The sequence below is a fragment of the Herbaspirillum sp. NPDC087042 genome (genome assembly GCF_044745245.1).
Classification (GTDB): Bacteria; Pseudomonadota; Gammaproteobacteria; order Burkholderiales; family Burkholderiaceae_D; genus Herbaspirillum.
Genome location: NZ_JBIUZW010000001.1, coordinates 855862 through 872443, shown reverse-complemented (window position 1 = coordinate 872443; position 16582 = coordinate 855862). Strand labels below are relative to the sequence as shown.

The window sequence follows — 16582 nt, the reverse complement described above, 5'->3', positions numbered from 1 at the left end:
CAGACCTTAAACGGTCTCTACCACCACCGGGATTTCCAGCAGCTTCTTCTCGGCCACGGTCGCCGGGCGGATCTGTCCGCGTTCCTCGACAAACCTGATGTTGCCATCGGCGGCCTTGCTGTTGACGAAGTGGCGGAAGCGCTTGCGGGTCTCGGGATCGGTGACGGCCTTCTTCCATTCGCATTCGTAGGTGTCGACCACGCGTTGCATCTCGGTCTCCAGTTCGGCGGCGATGCCCAGCTTGTCGTCGATGACCACGCTCTTGAGGTAGTCGAGGCCGCCTTCCAGGTTCTCGCGCCAGGTGCTGGTGCGTTGCAGGCGGTCGGCGGTGCGCACGTAGAACATCAGGAAGCGGTCCACATAGCGGGTCAGGGTGGCTTCGTCGAGATCGGAGGCGATCAACTCGGCATGGCGCGGCTTCATGCCGCCGTTGCCACAGACGTAGAGGTTCCAGCCCTTGTCGGTGGCGATGATGCCCACGTCCTTGCCCTGTGCCTCGGCACATTCACGGGTGCAACCGGAGACGCCGAACTTGATCTTGTGCGGCGAACGCAGGCCCTTGTAGCGGTTTTCCAGGCGCACTGCGAAGCCCACGCTATCGCCCACGCCATAGCGGCACCAGGTCGAGCCCACGCAGGATTTGACCGTGCGCAGCGACTTGCCGTAGGCGTGGCCGGTCTCGAAGCCGGCGGCGATCAGGGCTTCCCAGATATCGGGCAACTGGTCCACGCGGGCGCCGAACAGGTCCACGCGCTGGCCGCCGGTGATCTTGGTGTAGAGGCCATACTGCTTGGCGATCTGGCCGACCGCGATCAGGCCATCAGGAGTGACTTCGCCACCGGCCATGCGCGGCACCACCGAGTAGGTGCCATCCTTCTGGATGTTGCCGAGGAAGTAGTCGTTGGAATCCTGCAGGCCGGCGTGTTCCTTCTTGAGCACGAAGTCGTTCCACAGCGAGGCCAGCACGTTGGCCACCATGGGCTTGCAGATGTCGCAGCCGAGGCCACGGCCATGCTTGGCCAGCAGCTCGTCGAAGCTCTTGATCTGGCCCACGCGCACCAGATGGTGGATCTCCTGGCGCGAGTAGGGGAAGTGTTCGCAGACGTGGTTGTTGACGGCCAGGCCCTGCTTCTTCATCTCGGCCTTCATCACCTGGGTGACCAAGGGCACGCAGCCGCCGCAGGCGGTGCCGGCCTTGGTGCAGGCCTTGAGGTCGCCGATGCTGGTCACGCCCGAGGCCACGGCGGCGCACAGCTGGCCCTTGGAGACATTGTTGCAGGAGCAGATCTGGGCCGAATCCGGCAGGGCATCCACGCCCAGGCCGGGCTTGGCCTTGCCATCGGATTGCGGCAGGATCAGGAATTCCGGTGCTTCCGGCAATTCGATCTTGTTCAGCATCATCTGCAACAGCGTGCCGTACTCGGCGGCGTCGCCCACCATCACCGCGCCCAGCAGATGCTTGCCGGATTCGGAGACGACGATCTTCTTGTAGATCTGGCGGCGCTCGTCGGTGAACTGGTAGGAGCGGCTGCCGGCTTCCTTGCCATGGGCGTCGCCGATGCTGGCCACGTCCACGCCCATCAACTTCAGCTTGGTGCTCATGTCGGCGCCGTTGAATTGCGGCACGTCGATGGCGTCATCGCGGTGCGACAGCAGGTGCTTGGCAGCGGTACGGGCCATGTCGTAGCCGGGCGCCACCAGGCCGAAGATCTTGCCGTTCCACAGCGCACACTCGCCGATGGCGTAGACAGCCGCATCGGAGGTCAGGCAGCAGTTGTCGATGACGATGCCGCCACGGTCGCCCACCTTCAGGCCGGCATTGCGCGCCAGCTCGTCGCGCGGACGGATGCCGGCGGAGAAGACGATCATGTCGGTTTCCAGGTGCGAACCGTCTTCGAAGTTCATGCGATGGGTGTGCTGCTTGCCATCGACGATTTCCACCGTGTTCTTCTGGGTGTGGGCGGTCACGCCCAGTTCCTCGATCTTCTGGCGCAGCACGCGTCCGCCGCTCTCGTCGACCTGCACCGCCATCAGGCGCGGGGCGAATTCGACCACGTGGGTGTCGAGCTTGAGGTCACGCAGGGCCTTGGCGCATTCCAGGCCCAGCAGGCCGCCGCCGATGACCACGCCGGACTTGGAACGGCTGCCGCATTCCAGCATCGCTTCCAGGTCTTCGATGGTGCGGTAGACGAAGCAATCCTTGCGCTGGTTGCCCGCCACGGTCGGTACGAAGGGGTAGGAGCCGGTGGCCAGGACCAGCTTGTCGTAGGACAGGGTTTCTTCCACCCCAGCCACGTTGACCACGACCTGCTTGTTGTCCAGGTCGATCAGTTGGGCCTTGGCATTGAGCCTGAGATCGAAGTCGACCGGGCTCTTGCCAGCATCGAAGAAGCCGGGGGCGACCAGGGACAGGTCTTCTGCGCTCTTGCCGGCAAAGAATTCCGAGAGGTGCACGCGGTCGTAGGCCGGGCGCGGTTCTTCGCACAGGATGGTGACGTGCAGGTCAGCCGCGCCGCTTTCGGCCAGGGATTCCAGAAACTTGTGGCCTACCATGCCGTGGCCGATGACGATGATCTTCATGGTTTGCTCCTCAGGCTGCGACCTTGTTGTCGACGGCGACGGCGTCGCCGCTGGTGTCGGACGTGGTGAAACGGATGGCTACCGCGCACAGTGCCGAGACGGTCACCAGTACGCCCAGCGTGGACAGGGTTTGTTGCGTGTTGCCCAGGCCCTTCATCAGGAAGCCCGCCAGCACCGCGCCGACGTTGCCGCCGGCACCGATGATGCCGGCCACGCCGCCCAGGGCCTTGCGGTCGATGAAGGGCACCAGCGCATAGGTGGCGCCGCAGGCCATGTGGGTGAACAGGCCAAAGCACAGCATGGCGATGACGGCGGCCACGACGCTGCCGGCGTGGGCGAACCACAGCAGGCCCAGGCCTTCGCCCAGCATCATGACGAACAGCAGGGTGGCGCGACGGTTCAGGCCGCCCGCCAGGGCTACCTTGTCGGAGATGATGCCGCCCAGGGCGCGTGCAAACAGGGCCAGCAGGCCGAAGCTGGCGGCGGCGATGCCGGCCGATTCCAGCGAGAGCTTGAAGTGGTCCACGTAGTAGGTGGCGGCGATGTTGTGGATGAAGATTTCCACGCCGAAGCAGGCGCCGTAGGTGATGAAGAGCATCCAGACGCGGTAGTTGGCCGCCGCGGCGCGGAAGCTGGCCCAGCCGCCGCGCTTGCCGCTTTCGATGGTCACGCCGGCTGCGCGCAGTTCGTCATAGTTACCTTCCGGGCAATCCTGGGTAAAGCGCCAGTAGACGGCCGCCATGATGAGCATCAGCACGCCCGGCACCATCAGCGCCACGCGCCAGCCCCAGCCGTGCGAGACGCCCAGCATGATCAGCGCGCCCATCAGCAGTGGCATCAGGCCTTGCGCCACACCGCCGCCGGCATTGCCCCAGCCGGCGGTGGCGGCGTTGGCCGTGCCCACCACGTTGGGGGCGAACATCACCGAGGTGTGGTACTGGGTGATCACGAAGCTGGCACCCACCGCGCCGATCAGGAGGCGGAAGAACAGGAAGCTTTCGTAGCTCTGCGCAAAGGCCACGCCGATGACCGGTACGGCACCGGTCAGCAAGAGGCCGGTGTAGGTCTTGCGCGGGCCGAAGCGGTCGCACATGGGGCCGATGATCAGGCGCACCAGGATGGTCACGGCCACGGCGGCGATGTTGATGTTGGCGATCTGGCCGGCGCTCAGGTTGAACTCGCCCTTGATCACCGGCATCAGCGGCGCGCAGGCGAACCAGGCGAAGAAGCAGATGAAGAAAGCCATCCAGGTCAGATGGAAGGTGCGCATGTGCGGGGTGCGCAGGGAGAACAGCTCGATACGATTGGATTTGCTCATGACGGGTCCTGGTCAGCGAAACAAAAAGGCGCCCGCTCAAATCCGGGGCAGTGCCTCGGTCCAAGCGGACGCCATTGTCCTTGGGTGTTGCAGATCCATCGTTAGATCGGCATCAATTGGGGGGATCGACTTTGATCCTGATGATCATTGAGCAAAGGTCGTGCCAGCTAGCCGATTTGGCCGGAATGCCAGTCTGGTGGCCGATCCCGGGGGATGAGAGGGGGAATGGAGGGGCAGGCGGTCTGCACCCGATTTATATCATTGCGTGATGGTTTTCAGTGCGGCCTGCGCTCTCGTGGTGCAGTGCATCGTAGCGGTGCGATGCTCCGGGGCAATATGAGGGCCGGCGCGGCCCCGGTTCAGCGGGGCTGGAAGGCGATGATGCCCATGCCGGCCAGTGCCACGGCCACGCCTGCCACATCCCAGGGGGAGGGGCGCACGCCATCGACCACCCAGAGCCAGGCGATGGCCACGGCGATATAGACACCGCCATAGGCCGCATAGACCCGTCCCGACGCGGCGTCATGGAGAGTGAGCAGCCAGGCGAACAGGGCCAGGCTGGCGGCCGCGGGCAGCAGCATCCAGGCCGAGCGGTCCTGCTTGAGCCAGAGGTAGGGCAGGTAGCAGCCGACGATCTCGGCAATGGCTGTACAGACGTAGAGCAGCAGGGTCTTCATGGCAGCGTGGCGGTCCGGCTCAGTCTTCTTCGCGGGCGCGGATATCGGCGCGCTCGTCGGGACTCTTGTCGAGCCACTTGCGATGCAGCCATTGTTCGATCGGACGGCCCACCACGAACAGGCCCAGGATGAGACCGGTGGACATCAGCGCCACGCGCCACCAGCCGGCGCCGCAGACGATGCCCACGGCGGCGGTGACCCAGATCGAGGCGGCGGTAGTGAGGCCGCGCACCTTCTCGGTCTTCTGTTCGTGGATGATCACCCCCGCGCCCAGGAAGCCGATGCCGGTAATGATGCCCTGGATGGCACGGCTGACGGCATCGCGGCTGTGGTCCTGGTCGCCCAGCGCGAAATTCATCGCCGCCATGGTCACCAGTGCCGAGCCCAGCGCCACCAGGCCCAGGGTCTTCATGCCGGTGGGCTTGCCGCGCAGGTTGCGGTCGATGCCGATGGCGCAGCCGATGAGCAGGGCAATGAAGAGGCGATAGAAGATTTCCAGGTAGTCGGTCATGGTGGTGCAAGCGGGCGAGGTGGCTGAGGCGGCATCACGGATGCCGGCGGATCCGTGATTGTAACCTCGGCCGCGCGCTCGCCCCGACTTGCCGGACAGGATACGGGCGGACGGAGAGTCCGGCTTAATCCAGTTCGAGCGGGATCAGGCAGTCTTGCCCATGGAAGAGCCGCGCGTAGCGGCTGGCGGCGGACTCGTTGACGACGATGAAACGGTCGAAATTGAACAGCGTCGGTTCCAGTTGCGCGTCGATAGCGTGGCGGGCGGAAAATCCTGCGTAGCTTTCGCCGAAGCGGAACAGTTCCCCCTTGAATTCATTGCTCAGGTTGGCATCGTCGACCGGATGGAACTTGATGACCAGCTTGCCGCCCCGATCGGTGACCAGGGCTTTCATGGTGCGCAGGGCAATGACCAGTCCGTGCAGCAGTTTCTGCGTTTCCATGGTGCCGGTGCCGTAGCGGGCCACCAGGTTGATGATGTTGGGCAGGAAGCACAGCCAGTTACGTTCCGTCTCGGCCAGGCAATTCTGTGGCGGCAGCGTGAGCGTGGCGACCTTGCCCAGCGTAGGGAAGGCATCCGGAGAGACCCGGTAGGCGCCACGGTATTTGGGGCAGGCATCGTCAAACCAGATGGGACGGACGCGGTTGACGTCGTGGATGTTCTGCGCCGTCAGCCGCAGCTTGGTCATCACCGCAGGGTGACGCTGCAGCAGTTGCAGCAGCAGATGGGTATCGACCGGCTGGTCCTGTGATGGCGAGGCCAGCAGCGCATTGCAGGAGGTGTTGCCCTCTTCGAGGTAGGAGATGCCCGTTACCGCGGCAGACAGTTTCAGGATCTTGCCGAGCAGGTAGCCGGTATGTGGCAGGTACACGTGCAAGGGGGATGGAGAGGGCGGCAGTGCGTCGCTCAGCTTCACGAGGAACTCGACCGTGCGCTCCGGACTCCAGATGCCATCATCGATGACTGACACCTGATGGCCACCCCAGACCATGCCGCGGCCGCAGACCACGAGTGGATTGTCGAGCCTGCCCTGGCTAGCCAGCTGGCGGGCGATGGAATAGGTGATGGGGCTGTGAATGTAGACAATATCCATGTGACTTGGCCCTCCGGATATCGGTGACGCCATGATGTGACTTGACGCCTCATCTTGGGCGCCGGAGGCCGGCTGCCACAATGGGATTTGTTTTTACAATCGTTACAGAAAATAACGGCCCCATTCGGGGGTGACAGGTGGGAAGAAGAGCAGGTCCGCCATGGTGGCGGGATAGGAAGAGATGGCGATCCGGGGTGGATCGCCAGGGATTGTATCGTACTGTGTCGCCCTGTGTCGTCTTGTGTGGGGACGGCTATGCCGGTCGCGCTGGCCTCACTGCAAGGTCTGCCGCAACTCGCTGGGACTGAGCCCGAAATGCTGGCGGAAACGGATGGCGAAGCGCGAGGCCGAATCGTAGCCGCAGCGGGACGCGATATCGGCGATGGGCAGCGAGGAGGCCTGCAGTTGTTCCAGCGCCAGTCCCAGCTGCACCTTGTCGAGCAACTGCCGGAAACCGGTCTGCTCGCGTGCCAGCCGGCGCTGCAAGGTGGACACACTGCAATGGAAGGCTCCGGCGACGCGCTCCAGGGTGCGCTCTTCGGCGTCCAGCATGAGCAGGTGCTGCTCGATGCGATGGCTGAAGGCATCGCTGCGGTCACGCAGCAGCGCGCCGATGCTGCCGCGCAGGCTCAGGGCCAGCAGCAATGCCTCGCCGGCCTGGCATTGCAGTTCGACCGGCGCATCGTCGTGCAGGCAGTCCTGCAGGTAGCGCCAGGCACGCAGGATGTCGGCATCCTGTGGCACCGTCGTCACTTCCTGCGCCTGCCGCGCATGCGCCCCCTGACCGGGATAGTGCAGTCGGAAGCGTTCGATGAGCGCAGGCGGCAGCGAGACCATGTCGGCGGCGTACTCGCCGTTGCGGGGAAGATTGCCCACATTGATCTGCGTGCCCGGCGCGATCAGCAGCAGGCCCTCCTGGCCGCACAGCAGGTTGCGCCCGTTCCATTGCAGCCGCTTCTTGCCTTGCCGCACATGGCAGATGCTGGCCAGGCCGATGAAGACCTGGCGCAGCTGCTGCTCCTGGCGGCAGCGGATCCTGGTCAGCGTGGGACGCTGACCATGGGCAAACGGCAGGATGTCGATCTCGCCTGGCATGCGGAGCTTAGCGTCCGTAGTAGGCGGTCAGCCTGGCCTGGCCGAGCGACGCGGCGTTCAGCATGAAGCCGACCATGGCGCCGCCGGCCTGGGCATCCAGGGGCAGCTTGTCGGTGTTGAGCGCCCAGACCACGAACTGGTAGCGGTGCGGCTTGTCGCCCTGCGGGGGACATGCACCGCCGAAGCCACTGCTGCCGTAGTCGGTGCGGCCCTGGACGGCGCCCTTGGGCAGTCCCTCGCCCTGGGCATTGGTGCCGGCGGGCAGGCTGGTCACCGAGGCCGGGATGTTGAATACCGTCCAGTGCCACCAGCCGCTGCCGGTCGGGGCATCCGGGTCGTAGACGGTGACGGCGAAGCTCTTGGTGCCGGCCGGTGCACCCGACCAGGACAATTGCGGCGAGCGGTTCTGGCCGGTGCAGCCGAAGCCGTTGAAGACCTGGGCAGTCGACAGCGTCTGTCCTTCCTTGATGTCGTGGCTGGTCACGGTGAAGTCGGCGGCCTGGGCCGACAGTGCCGAAAACGTCAGGGCGGCAGCCGCCAGGGTGGTGCGGGTGGTGGTCATGGAAGTCCTCTGTGATGAGCAATGATGAGCCATCATCATAGGAGAGCGCAATGGCGACCATGGTGCAGAAAACGTCAGCCTCGGTGCCGATCGCGTCAAGCCGACCTCCGTCCTTGTACCCTGGGGAAGAGGCGGTGCGAGGCAAGGCCTCGCATGGCAGGACGCTCTTGTGTCAAACTGCGCCATCAGCCTGCACGACACTGCTCGCGCAGGACAAGAAAACCAGCGTACCGTTCGCCTTCTTCCATGGATCACACCGCATCTCCGCTGCCCTTGTCTGGCATCCCACAACCCGTCAGTGTCGACAGGAGCGGCCTGCGCCTGCGGGCTCACGCCATCGGATCGGCGGTGGTCGCACCGACCGATTTCTCGCTGCAGGCCGGGCAATGCCTGGTGGTGGAGGGGCCATCTGGCGCCGGCAAGACGCGCCTGCTGCGCCTGCTGGCCGACCTCGACGAAGGGCAGGGCGAAGCCTGGCTCGATGGCCGGGCACGCAGCGCCATGCCGGCGCCGCAATGGCGTCGCCAGGTGCTGTACCAGGCGGCCGAACCGGCCTGGTGGGAAGCCACGGTGATGGCCCATTTCCCGGCCGATCAACAGGAGAAGGCGGTCACGCTGGCCCAGCGACTGGCCCTGGGCGAAGACCGTCTGCATGCCGATCTCGTCCAGTTGTCGACCGGTGAGCGCCAGCGTGCGGCGCTGGTGAGATCCCTGCTGGCGCAGCCAGCGGTGCTGCTGCTGGACGAGCCCACCAGTGCATTGGATGCCGCCAACGTGGAGCGCGTGGAAGCCCTGTTGCACGATTTCCTGGGTCAGGGCATGGCGCTGCTGCTGGTGACCCATGCGCAGGAACAGGCGCGACGGCTGGGCAACGGCACCCTCCGGATCGTCCGCAGGAGCGCACCATGAATGCCTTGCCCCTGTCGGCCACCGACCTGGCCATGTCGGCGATCCTGGTGCTGGTCAATGCGCTCGCCTCGCTGGCACTGGGTTTGCAGATCCACCGCTCGCTGCTGGTGGCGGCGCTACGGATGGTGGCGCAACTGCTGCTGGTGGGACTGGCACTGCGCTGGATCCTGAGCAACCAGTCGCCCTGGCTGACCGCATTGGCGGTGTTGCTGATGATTGCCGCCGCCGCGCGCGAAGTGTCCAGCCGCTCGCGCAAGCCCCTGGCCGGCAGCGCCGGCTTGCGCATCAGTACCGTGGTGGTGGGTACCGCCTCGATGCTGACCGTGGCCCTGGCGCTGGCCACCGCCTTGCGTCCCGATCCCTGGTACGACCCGCGCTATGCGATTCCGCTCATGGGCATCGTGCTGGGCAGCGTGCTCAATTCGGCCAGCATCGCGCTGGATGCCTTTCTCACCGGCGCCAGCAGTTCGGCTGCCGTCATCGAGGCGCGGCTGGCGCTGGGTGCGGGACGTGGCGAAGCCTTGCGCGCGCCGCTGATCGCCGCCATCCGCAGCGGCATGCTGCCGGTGATCAACCAGATGTCGGCCGCCGGGATCATCACGCTGCCCGGCATCATGACCGGTCAGGTGCTGGCCGGCATGGATGCGCTGGCAGCGGCCAAGTACCAGATCCTGCTGATGTTCATCCTGGCCGGGGCCAGTGGCCTGGCCGCCTTCGGCGCGGCCACGCTGGCCATGCTGCGCCTGACCGACGGGCGCCAGCGCCTGCGGCTGGATCGTTTGCGTCGCTAGCGATCGCTCAATTTTCGGGCCGCGACTGCGGTGTTTTCCCAAGGACTCCTCATGAACCTGACCTCCCTGGCTCTCCTCCTCGTCTTCCAATGCCTGGGCGAAGGCGCGGCCCAGTTGCTGGGCCTGCCTGTGCCGGGGCCGGTGATCGGCATGCTGCTCTTGCTGCTGTCGTTCCTGCTGTATCCGCGCCTGGCCGACTTCATGGAGCCGACCTCCTGGGGCATCCTGCAACACTTGTCGCTGCTGTTCGTGCCGGCCGGGGTGGGGGTGATCGCCGCCGGCGGGCAACTCAAGGGCGACCTCGGGGCCATCGTGGTGGCGCTGGTGGTCAGCACCGTACTGGCCATCGCCGTGGGCGCGCTGGTGACCCAGTGGGCGATGAAGCGCCTGCGTCCGGCCGCTGACCAGGACCGGGAGCAGCCATGATGCCCGGCCTGCACCGGCTCACCGATGTCTGGGTCTACCTGGCGGCCTCGCCGCTGCTGGGGCTGACCACCACGCTGGTGGCCTATCTGGTGGCGCTGCAGCTCTACCAGCGTCTGCGGTTCAATCCGCTGGCCAATCCGGTGTTGATCGCCATCGCCATCGTTGTCAGCATCCTGGTCATCACCGGCACGCCCTACAAGACCTACTTCGAGGGCGCGCAGTTCGTCCACTTCATGCTGGGCCCGGCCACCGTGGCGCTGGCCATGCCGCTGTACAAGCAGTGGCACAACTTCCGCCGCGCGGTGCTGCCGCTGATGCTGGGACTGGCGGCGGGCTCCGTCACGGCGGTGGTGACGGCGGTCGGGATTGCCTATGCCATGGGGGCGCCGCGCCAGATCATGGTGTCGCTGGCGCCCAAGTCGGCCACCACGCCGATTGCCATGGCGATCTCGGAGCGCTTCGGCGGCCTGCCTTCGCTGACGGCGGTGCTGGTCATCTGTACCGGCATCCTGGGGGCGGTGACGGCGCGTTACATCCTCAACTTCCTGCGCATCGACAGCCATCCGGTGCGCGGCTTTGCGCTGGGCGTGGCCTCGCACGGCATCGGCACGGCGCGGGCCTTGCAGGTCAGTGCCGAGATGGGCGCTTTCGCCGGGCTGGGGATGGGGCTCAACGGCGTCTTCACCGCCGTGCTGGTACCGGTGGCGATGCCGCTGATGCTGCGCTGGATCGGCAGCTAAAGCCGCCGCTGAATCTGTCGCTTCAGGCCGCTGGACGCGGGCACCAGGGCGGTACCCTGAATTGTTCGATCAGGAAGTCGCGCATGCGCTGCACCTTGGGCGGGAGATGGTTGCGCGTCGGGTAAAGCGTATGCACCACCAGTTTTTCGCCGGTGGACCAGCCGTCCAGCAACTCCACCAGCTCACCCGACTGGATGGCGGCGTTGACGATGAAATCGGGCTGGATCGCGATGCCCTGGCCGGCCTTGGCCATTTCGCGGCAGGTCACGCCGTTGTTGACGTAGACCGTGGAGCGCACCCGCACGCTGCAACTGTCGCCATCGACATGGCGGAACAGCCATTCATCGCCATTGGACTGGTAGCTGTAGGAGATGAAGGGATAGTCCCGCAGTTCGGTCGGATAGCGCGGGGTGCCGTGCTTTTCCAGGAAGGCGGGCGAGGCGCAGGCAATCAGGCGCACCGAGGCCAGCGGGCGCGCCACCATGCGGCTGTCACCGAGGGCACTGATGCGGATGGCCATGTCGTAGCCTTCCTCGACCAGGTCGATGGTGCGGTCCGAGAGCGTGATGTTGAGCGTGATCAGGGGATGGCGTTCGGTGAACAGCCCCCACAGGGGGGCCAGCTGCTCCACGCCGAAGTCCTGGGGCGCACCTATCCTGAGGCGCCCGCAGGCCTGGTCCGAATTGAGGCCGACTTCGCTCTCGACGTCCTGGATGGCGCCCAGCAATTCCTTGCAGCGTGAAAAATAGAGGCGGCCTTCATCGGTGAGCGACAGGCGCCGGGTGGTACGGTGCAGCAGGCGGATACCGAGGAACTGCTCCAGCTCGGACACCTGGCGCGAGACGGCGGGTTTGGACAGGCCGGTGACGTCGACGGCACTGACAAAGCTGCCGCTCTCGACCACGGCGACAAAGGTTTCCATGGCTTGCAACTTGTCCAAGACGGCTCCGGTCAGCGGGGAAAATGCCGTCAAGCTTGCCACGCCTGGCCGTCGGCGGGAATGCTACCTTTGGATAATTGCCGGATGCCAGAAGGCTCTCAGCGTATGCCCGCGGCCCACGCCACCACCTCGGCGGCGAGCCGGTCGCTGGCGCGGCCGAAGGCACTCACCACGTTCGGCAGCTGGCTGCCATCCACCGCCTGGGTGACGCTGAAGCGCTGCGCCGCCAGTTGCCGGCGCGTGCCCGTGTCGATCATGCGCGCATCGTAGACGATGACAATGGTCGGTGCGCCGTTGCGGTATTCGCTCTGGAAGGCTTGCAGCGAGCCTGTCAGCTCGATGGCGGCGGCGATGTTGCTCTGGTCGCCCGAGAGGCTGCCAAAGCGGCCGTCGCCCTGGAAGGCTTCCAGCAGGCGATCGCGCACCAGCACCGGGGCCGGATCGCTCCAGCGCGCCCCGGCATAGGACTTGACCACATCCCCCTCGGGCAGCACCAGGATGCGTTCGCTATCGACGCTGCGGCTGGCGTAGGGCGTGGCGATGCGCAGGGCAGGCCGATCGCCGCGGGTGGCGGCGTTGGCGCTGGCATTGGTCGATGCGGGGGGCAGGCGATAGACCGTCTGCGGGTCCGCCTTGGGCAGGATGGAGCAGGCCGCCAGGGCCAGGCTGCAGGCCAGCAGGCCGCTACGCTGGAGCAGGTGCAGGGGGGTCATGGTTTGAATTCCTGGAGGTTGTCGTTGCCCAGCAGGTAGCCGCCGGGATTGTTTTCCAGCTTGTGGCTGATGGCGCGTACCGAGGCCAGCGTGCCACGTAGTTCGCTGATGGCCGGACCGATATCGGCCATGCCTTGCGCGCCGCTGCTCAAGGCCGTCTGGTTCTGCTGGATCAGTGTCTCGATCTGCTGGCTGCTGGCGGCCAGCGATGCCATGGCCTTTTGCAGGTTGCCCATGGCGTCGGCGCCACGCGTGCCCAGCAACTGGTTGGCCGACTGCATGGCCAGGTTGGCCTGGCGTGCCGCTTCGGCCAGTTCCTGCATGGCGCTGCCGGCGTTGTTGCGCTGGGCCGCCAGGGCACTGGTCAACTGCTCCACGTGGGCCAGCGTATCGCTGAGCCGGTGCGCATTCTCGGGAGCGAGGAATTGCTTGGCATTGAGCAGCACGTCATTGACGTTGGTGAGCAGGTCTTCGCCATTGGCCAGCAGCGAGGACAGCGGCGAGGGCGTGGCGATGATGACCGGATCGTTGTCATCCTGGGAGACCAGGCGCGGGCTTTGCGGCGAACCGTTGGTCAGCTGGATCAGGGCGGTGCCGGTGATGCCGGCCAGGGCCAGCTTGGCGCCGGTGTCTTCCTTGATGGGGGCGCGGCCGGTCACGCGGATGCGCGCGCGGACCTTGCGCGGATCGTCCGGGTCCAGGGTCAGGCTGACCACGTCACCGACCTTGATGCCGCTGTACTGCACCGGGCTGCCGCGCGAGAGGCCGCTGACCTCCTCGTTGAAGATGATCGTGTAGTAGTCGACGTCGCGCTCGCGTCCGGCCTTGGTGAGCCAGAGGCAGAACACCAGGGCCGCGGCGGCGACCAGGAGGGTGAAGAGTCCGATGAGGACGTGATGGGCGCGTGTTTCCATTAATGTTGTCCTTGGGGGAAGGGGGCAGCACTACCGGCGTTGGCAGTGTTGGCAGCATCGGCATGGAGGGCAGACTGGCTGGCGGCCCGTCCACGCGGGCCCTGGAAGTATTCCTGTATCCACGGATCGGGATAGGCCGCGACGGTGTCGATGCGATCGACCACCAGTACCCTCTTGGCCGAGAGCACGGCCACGCGGTCGCAGATGGCGTAGAGCGTGTCGAGGTCGTGCGTGACCAGGAACACGGTCAGGCCCAGCGCATCGCGCAGTGTCAGGATCAGGCGGTCGAAGGCGGCCGCGCCGATCGGGTCCAGCCCGGCCGTGGGTTCGTCCAGGAACAGGATGTCGGGATCCAGCGCCAGCGCGCGGGCCAGGGCGGCGCGCTTGATCATGCCACCCGAAAGCTCGGCCGGATACTTGTCGCCGGCGGCGATGGGCAGGCCGGCCAGCGCCAGTTTCATGGCGGAGACGCCGCGTGCCTCGCCGGCATCGAGGCCGCCGTATTCAATCAGCGGCAGGGCGATGTTCTCCAGCACCGTCAGCGAGGAAAACAGCGCCCCTTGCTGGAACAGCACACCAAAGCGGCGCTCGTAGCGCGAACGCTGTTCGGCCGAGAGTGCCGAAAGATCCTGCCCGAACACGCGCACCTGGCCGGTGGCCGGGCGTTGCAGGCCGACGATGCTCCGTAGCAGCACCGACTTGCCGGTGCCGGAGCCGCCCACCACGCCGAGGATTTCGCCGCGCCGCACCTGCAGGTCCAGCTGGTCGTGCACTACCTGGCTGCCGAACTGGTTGCGCAGGCCGCGCACGTCGATGATGTTCTCGTCCGCGCTCACCATCCCATCTCCATGAAGAACAGGGCCGCCAGCGCATCGAGCAGGATCACCACGAAGATCGACTGCACCACGCTGGAGGTGGTGTGCTGGCCGACCGACTGGGCGCTGCCGCTGACCTTGAAGCCTTCGTTGCAGCCGATGATGGCCACCACCAGCGCAAACAGTGGCGCCTTGACCATGCCCAGCACGAAATGCAGGATACCTACGTCCTGCTGCAGCAGCGACATGAACATGGCTGGACTGATATCGAGCGACAGCGCACACACCATGGCGCCGCCGAACAGGCCCGAGAGCATGGCCACGAAGGTCAGCGCCGGCATGGCTACCAGCAGCGCGATGATGCGCGGCAGGACCAGCAGTTGCACCGGGTCCAGGCCAAGGGCGCGGAGGGCGTCGATCTCCTGGTTGGCCTTCATGGAGCCGATCTGGGCCGTAAAGGAGCTGGCGGTGCGTCCGGCCATCAGGATGGCGGTCAGCAGCACCGCGAATTCGCGCAGGAAGGAAAAGGCCACCAGGTCTACCGTATAGATGCTGGCGCCGAAGTTGGCCAGCACCGTGGCCCCCAGGAAGGCCACCACCGCACCCACCATGAAGGTCAGCAGCGACACGATGGGGACCGCATCCAGCCCGGTTTGCTCGATCTGGGCCACCACGGCGGTGATGCGCCAGCGCGAGGGGCGCCATAGCGAGGTGACCAGCGCCTGCAGGCACAGGCCGGTAAAGCCCAGCAGGCCCAGCGCGCAGGCGCGCTGGCTGAGCATGGTTGCGCCCACCTGCGCGAGCATGTCGGTGATCCAGGCCTGGCGCGGCTTGGGCGCCTTGGGAATGGCAATCGCCTTGGCCTCGGCCACGGCCGCGAGCAGGCTGCGCCAGGCGCGCGGCAGGTCACTGAGCTCGGTGGTCTGCTGCAGGGCCAGGGGCACGCCCAGCAAGTCGACCAGCAGCTTGGCGCCGACCGTATCGAAGGCGCTCAGTGCCGAAAACCGCAGCGCCAGGTCGGTGCCCAGGGCCGGACGCTGCTCGGCGATCTGGCGCGACAGTTGCCGGTAGTTGTGCAGGGTCCAGTCACCCTCGACGTGCAGGATGGGCGGACTGGAAGCTTCCAGGCGGAAGGTGGCGGTGGTATTCAATCGTCTGTGCAGGGTTGGCTGACAAGGGTGTCCGGGCGATGGACAGGGGTGAGTATTGCATGAGGGCAGGGGATATGCCAGCCGCGTGTCGCACTATCCCAAGAGGTAATTGTCGCGGGGGCGGGCTGCTCCTACCATGCGCCTCGACTTTCCCCTCAACACGATGGTGCAGAAAACCGCAGTGAGGTTTTCTGCACCATGCCATGCTGCCTCGCCTGTCTCATGAAAAAACGTCTGCCTTCCCTGCTGTTGTTTCCCCTTCTTGCCCTGGCCGGGTCGGCCCATGCCGATTCCTCCAGCGTTACGGTCTATGGCGTCATCGACCTCAGCCTGGTCCGTACCAGCAAGGTCGGCCCCACCAATGGCCAGCGCCTGAGCCTGGATTCGGGCGATGCCATGGCCTCGCGCATCGGCGTGCGCGGCAAGGAGGCGCTGGGTGGCGCCTGGTCGGCGCTGTTCCAGCTGGAGACGGGCCTGGGGGCCGACGATGGCGCCATGGCCACGCCGGGTGTCCTGTTCGATCGCAAGTCGGTGGTTGGCTTGAGCGGTCCCGCCGGCACCTTCACGCTGGGGCGCCAGACCGACTACCTGGAAGAGATCGGCCAGCGCTACACCTCCTTCCAGATCTTTGGTGGCGGCGGCGTACGGGCCGCCCACTTCAATAGCCTGGACCGCCTGACCGGCGCGCGCACCAACAATGCCCTGCGCTGGGATTGGACCAGCCACGCCGGCCTGGTCACCAGCCTGTTCTATGGCATGGGCGAAGTGGCCGGCAGCAATACCGCCGGGCAAGCCTTCGGGGCGGGCGCCAACTACAGCAACGGGCCGTTCGGTATCGGCGCGGCCTACTACCAGAGCAGGCTGGCGGCCGACAGTGCAACGGCCAGCGCCGGCCAGACCGAGCTGCGCACCTTCACCCTGGGCAGCAGCTATCAGGCCGGGCCCGCCAAGCTGTTCCTGGCCTGGTCGCAGACGCGTCGTCCGCTGCAGGCTGCCTTGACCGACACCGGCCTGGTCGCCATCACCAGCGCCACCCGTGCCAATGTGTTCGACGCCGGCGTGGACTATGCCCTCGATGGCAAGCTGCATGTGCTGGCCAGCGTGATCCATGACCGTGCCGATCTGGCCCGTAGCGGCGCAGGGGCAACGCTGGCCAGGACCACGCAGTGGAACCTGGGGCTGGACTACTTCCTGTCGGCGCGCACCGACCTCTATGCGATGTGGAGTCTGCAGAAGGCGGGCGACACCCTCAATCCGGGCGTCATCAGCGCGGCCTATTCGGCGGCGCCCGCCGACGACAGCAGCCAGAACGTCTTGCGCATGGGGCTGCGTCACCGGTTCTAAGCC

Annotated in this window: 17 protein-coding genes; 5 read left to right on the top strand and 12 right to left on the bottom strand. The window is 66.0% G+C overall.

Annotated elements, in window-relative coordinates; genetic code table 11:
- Window positions 1-6: 6 nt before the first annotated feature.
- The 7 genes from nirB to ACIPHN_RS03820 form a co-directional block, all read right to left on the bottom strand.
- The gene (nirB, locus tag ACIPHN_RS03850) at window positions 7-2580 is read right to left on the bottom strand and encodes a nitrite reductase large subunit NirB (RefSeq protein WP_400432952.1); all 2574 of its coding nucleotides are present in this window, start codon (window positions 2578-2580) and stop codon (window positions 7-9) included.
- A 10-nt stretch (window positions 2581-2590) separates the two neighbouring features.
- Complete coding sequence (locus tag ACIPHN_RS03845; protein WP_400432949.1) at window positions 2591-3898, bottom strand: MFS transporter; 1308 nt, start codon at window positions 3896-3898, stop codon at window positions 2591-2593.
- Window positions 3899-4257: 359 nt separating this feature from the next.
- On the bottom strand, window positions 4258-4575 hold the full coding sequence (locus ACIPHN_RS03840; protein ID WP_400432946.1) for a YnfA family protein: 318 nt from the start codon (window positions 4573-4575) through the stop codon (window positions 4258-4260).
- Window positions 4576-4594: 19 nt separating this feature from the next.
- Window positions 4595-5086 carry an MgtC/SapB family protein gene (locus tag ACIPHN_RS03835; protein ID WP_400432944.1) on the bottom strand — a complete coding sequence of 164 codons (492 nt, stop codon included), beginning with the start codon at window positions 5084-5086 and terminating at the stop codon, window positions 4595-4597.
- A 124-nt stretch (window positions 5087-5210) separates the two neighbouring features.
- Window positions 5211-6179, bottom strand: a complete 969-nt coding sequence (locus ACIPHN_RS03830) for a hypothetical protein (protein WP_400432941.1) — start codon at window positions 6177-6179, stop codon at window positions 5211-5213.
- Window positions 6180-6452: 273 nt separating this feature from the next.
- On the bottom strand, window positions 6453-7274 hold the full coding sequence (locus ACIPHN_RS03825; RefSeq protein WP_400432940.1) for a helix-turn-helix transcriptional regulator: 822 nt from the start codon (window positions 7272-7274) through the stop codon (window positions 6453-6455).
- 7 nt (window positions 7275-7281) lie between these two features.
- Window positions 7282-7836 (bottom strand): kinase inhibitor, encoded by a 555-nt coding sequence (locus tag ACIPHN_RS03820; protein WP_400432938.1) that lies wholly within the window; start codon window positions 7834-7836, stop codon window positions 7282-7284.
- Between the two features lie 246 nt (window positions 7837-8082).
- On the opposite strand from ACIPHN_RS03820, the gene ACIPHN_RS03815 reads away from it, so the two are divergent.
- From ACIPHN_RS03815 to ACIPHN_RS03800, 4 genes are read left to right on the top strand one after another with little or no spacing between them, the layout of a single operon-like run.
- On the top strand, window positions 8083-8745 hold the full coding sequence (locus ACIPHN_RS03815) for an ATP-binding cassette domain-containing protein (RefSeq protein ID WP_400432936.1): 663 nt from the start codon (window positions 8083-8085) through the stop codon (window positions 8743-8745).
- Entirely contained in the window at window positions 8742-9536 is a 795-nt protein-coding gene (locus ACIPHN_RS03810; RefSeq protein WP_400432933.1) for an ABC transporter permease, read from the top strand. The genes ACIPHN_RS03815 and ACIPHN_RS03810 overlap by 4 nt, the downstream gene beginning before the upstream one ends.
- Window positions 9537-9587: 51 nt before the next feature.
- Window positions 9588-9962 (top strand): CidA/LrgA family protein, encoded by a 375-nt coding sequence (locus ACIPHN_RS03805; protein ID WP_400432931.1) that lies wholly within the window; start codon window positions 9588-9590, stop codon window positions 9960-9962.
- Window positions 9962-10702 carry an LrgB family protein gene (locus ACIPHN_RS03800; protein ID WP_400433178.1) on the top strand — a complete coding sequence of 247 codons (741 nt, stop codon included), beginning with the start codon at window positions 9962-9964 and terminating at the stop codon, window positions 10700-10702. Before ACIPHN_RS03805 ends, ACIPHN_RS03800 begins: the two co-directional genes overlap by 1 nt.
- Window positions 10703-10724: 22 nt before the next feature.
- Here the strand turns inward: ACIPHN_RS03800 and ACIPHN_RS03795 are convergent, their stop codons facing one another.
- The 5 genes from ACIPHN_RS03795 to ACIPHN_RS03775 all read right to left on the bottom strand — a co-directional run bounded on the left by ACIPHN_RS03795 (window position 10725) and on the right by ACIPHN_RS03775 (window position 15235).
- Complete coding sequence (locus ACIPHN_RS03795) at window positions 10725-11642, bottom strand: LysR family transcriptional regulator (protein ID WP_400432928.1); 918 nt, start codon at window positions 11640-11642, stop codon at window positions 10725-10727.
- A gap of 98 nt (window positions 11643-11740) precedes the next feature.
- Window positions 11741-12355 carry an ABC-type transport auxiliary lipoprotein family protein gene (locus ACIPHN_RS03790; RefSeq protein WP_400432926.1) on the bottom strand — a complete coding sequence of 205 codons (615 nt, stop codon included), beginning with the start codon at window positions 12353-12355 and terminating at the stop codon, window positions 11741-11743.
- Window positions 12352-13269, bottom strand: coding sequence for an MlaD family protein (locus tag ACIPHN_RS03785; protein WP_400432923.1), 918 nt, complete (start codon window positions 13267-13269; stop codon window positions 12352-12354). Before ACIPHN_RS03785 ends, ACIPHN_RS03790 begins: the two co-directional genes overlap by 4 nt.
- Window positions 13269-14108: an ABC transporter ATP-binding protein gene (locus ACIPHN_RS03780; RefSeq protein WP_400432920.1), complete on the bottom strand. Its 840-nt coding sequence runs from the start codon at window positions 14106-14108 to the stop codon at window positions 13269-13271. Before ACIPHN_RS03780 ends, ACIPHN_RS03785 begins: the two co-directional genes overlap by 1 nt.
- On the bottom strand, window positions 14102-15235 hold the full coding sequence (locus ACIPHN_RS03775) for an MlaE family ABC transporter permease (protein ID WP_400432917.1): 1134 nt from the start codon (window positions 15233-15235) through the stop codon (window positions 14102-14104). Before ACIPHN_RS03775 ends, ACIPHN_RS03780 begins: the two co-directional genes overlap by 7 nt.
- A gap of 222 nt (window positions 15236-15457) precedes the next feature.
- On the opposite strand from ACIPHN_RS03775, the gene ACIPHN_RS03770 reads away from it, so the two are divergent.
- Window positions 15458-16579 (top strand): porin, encoded by a 1122-nt coding sequence (locus tag ACIPHN_RS03770; RefSeq protein WP_400432915.1) that lies wholly within the window; start codon window positions 15458-15460, stop codon window positions 16577-16579.
- Window positions 16580-16582: the final 3 nt, after the last annotated feature.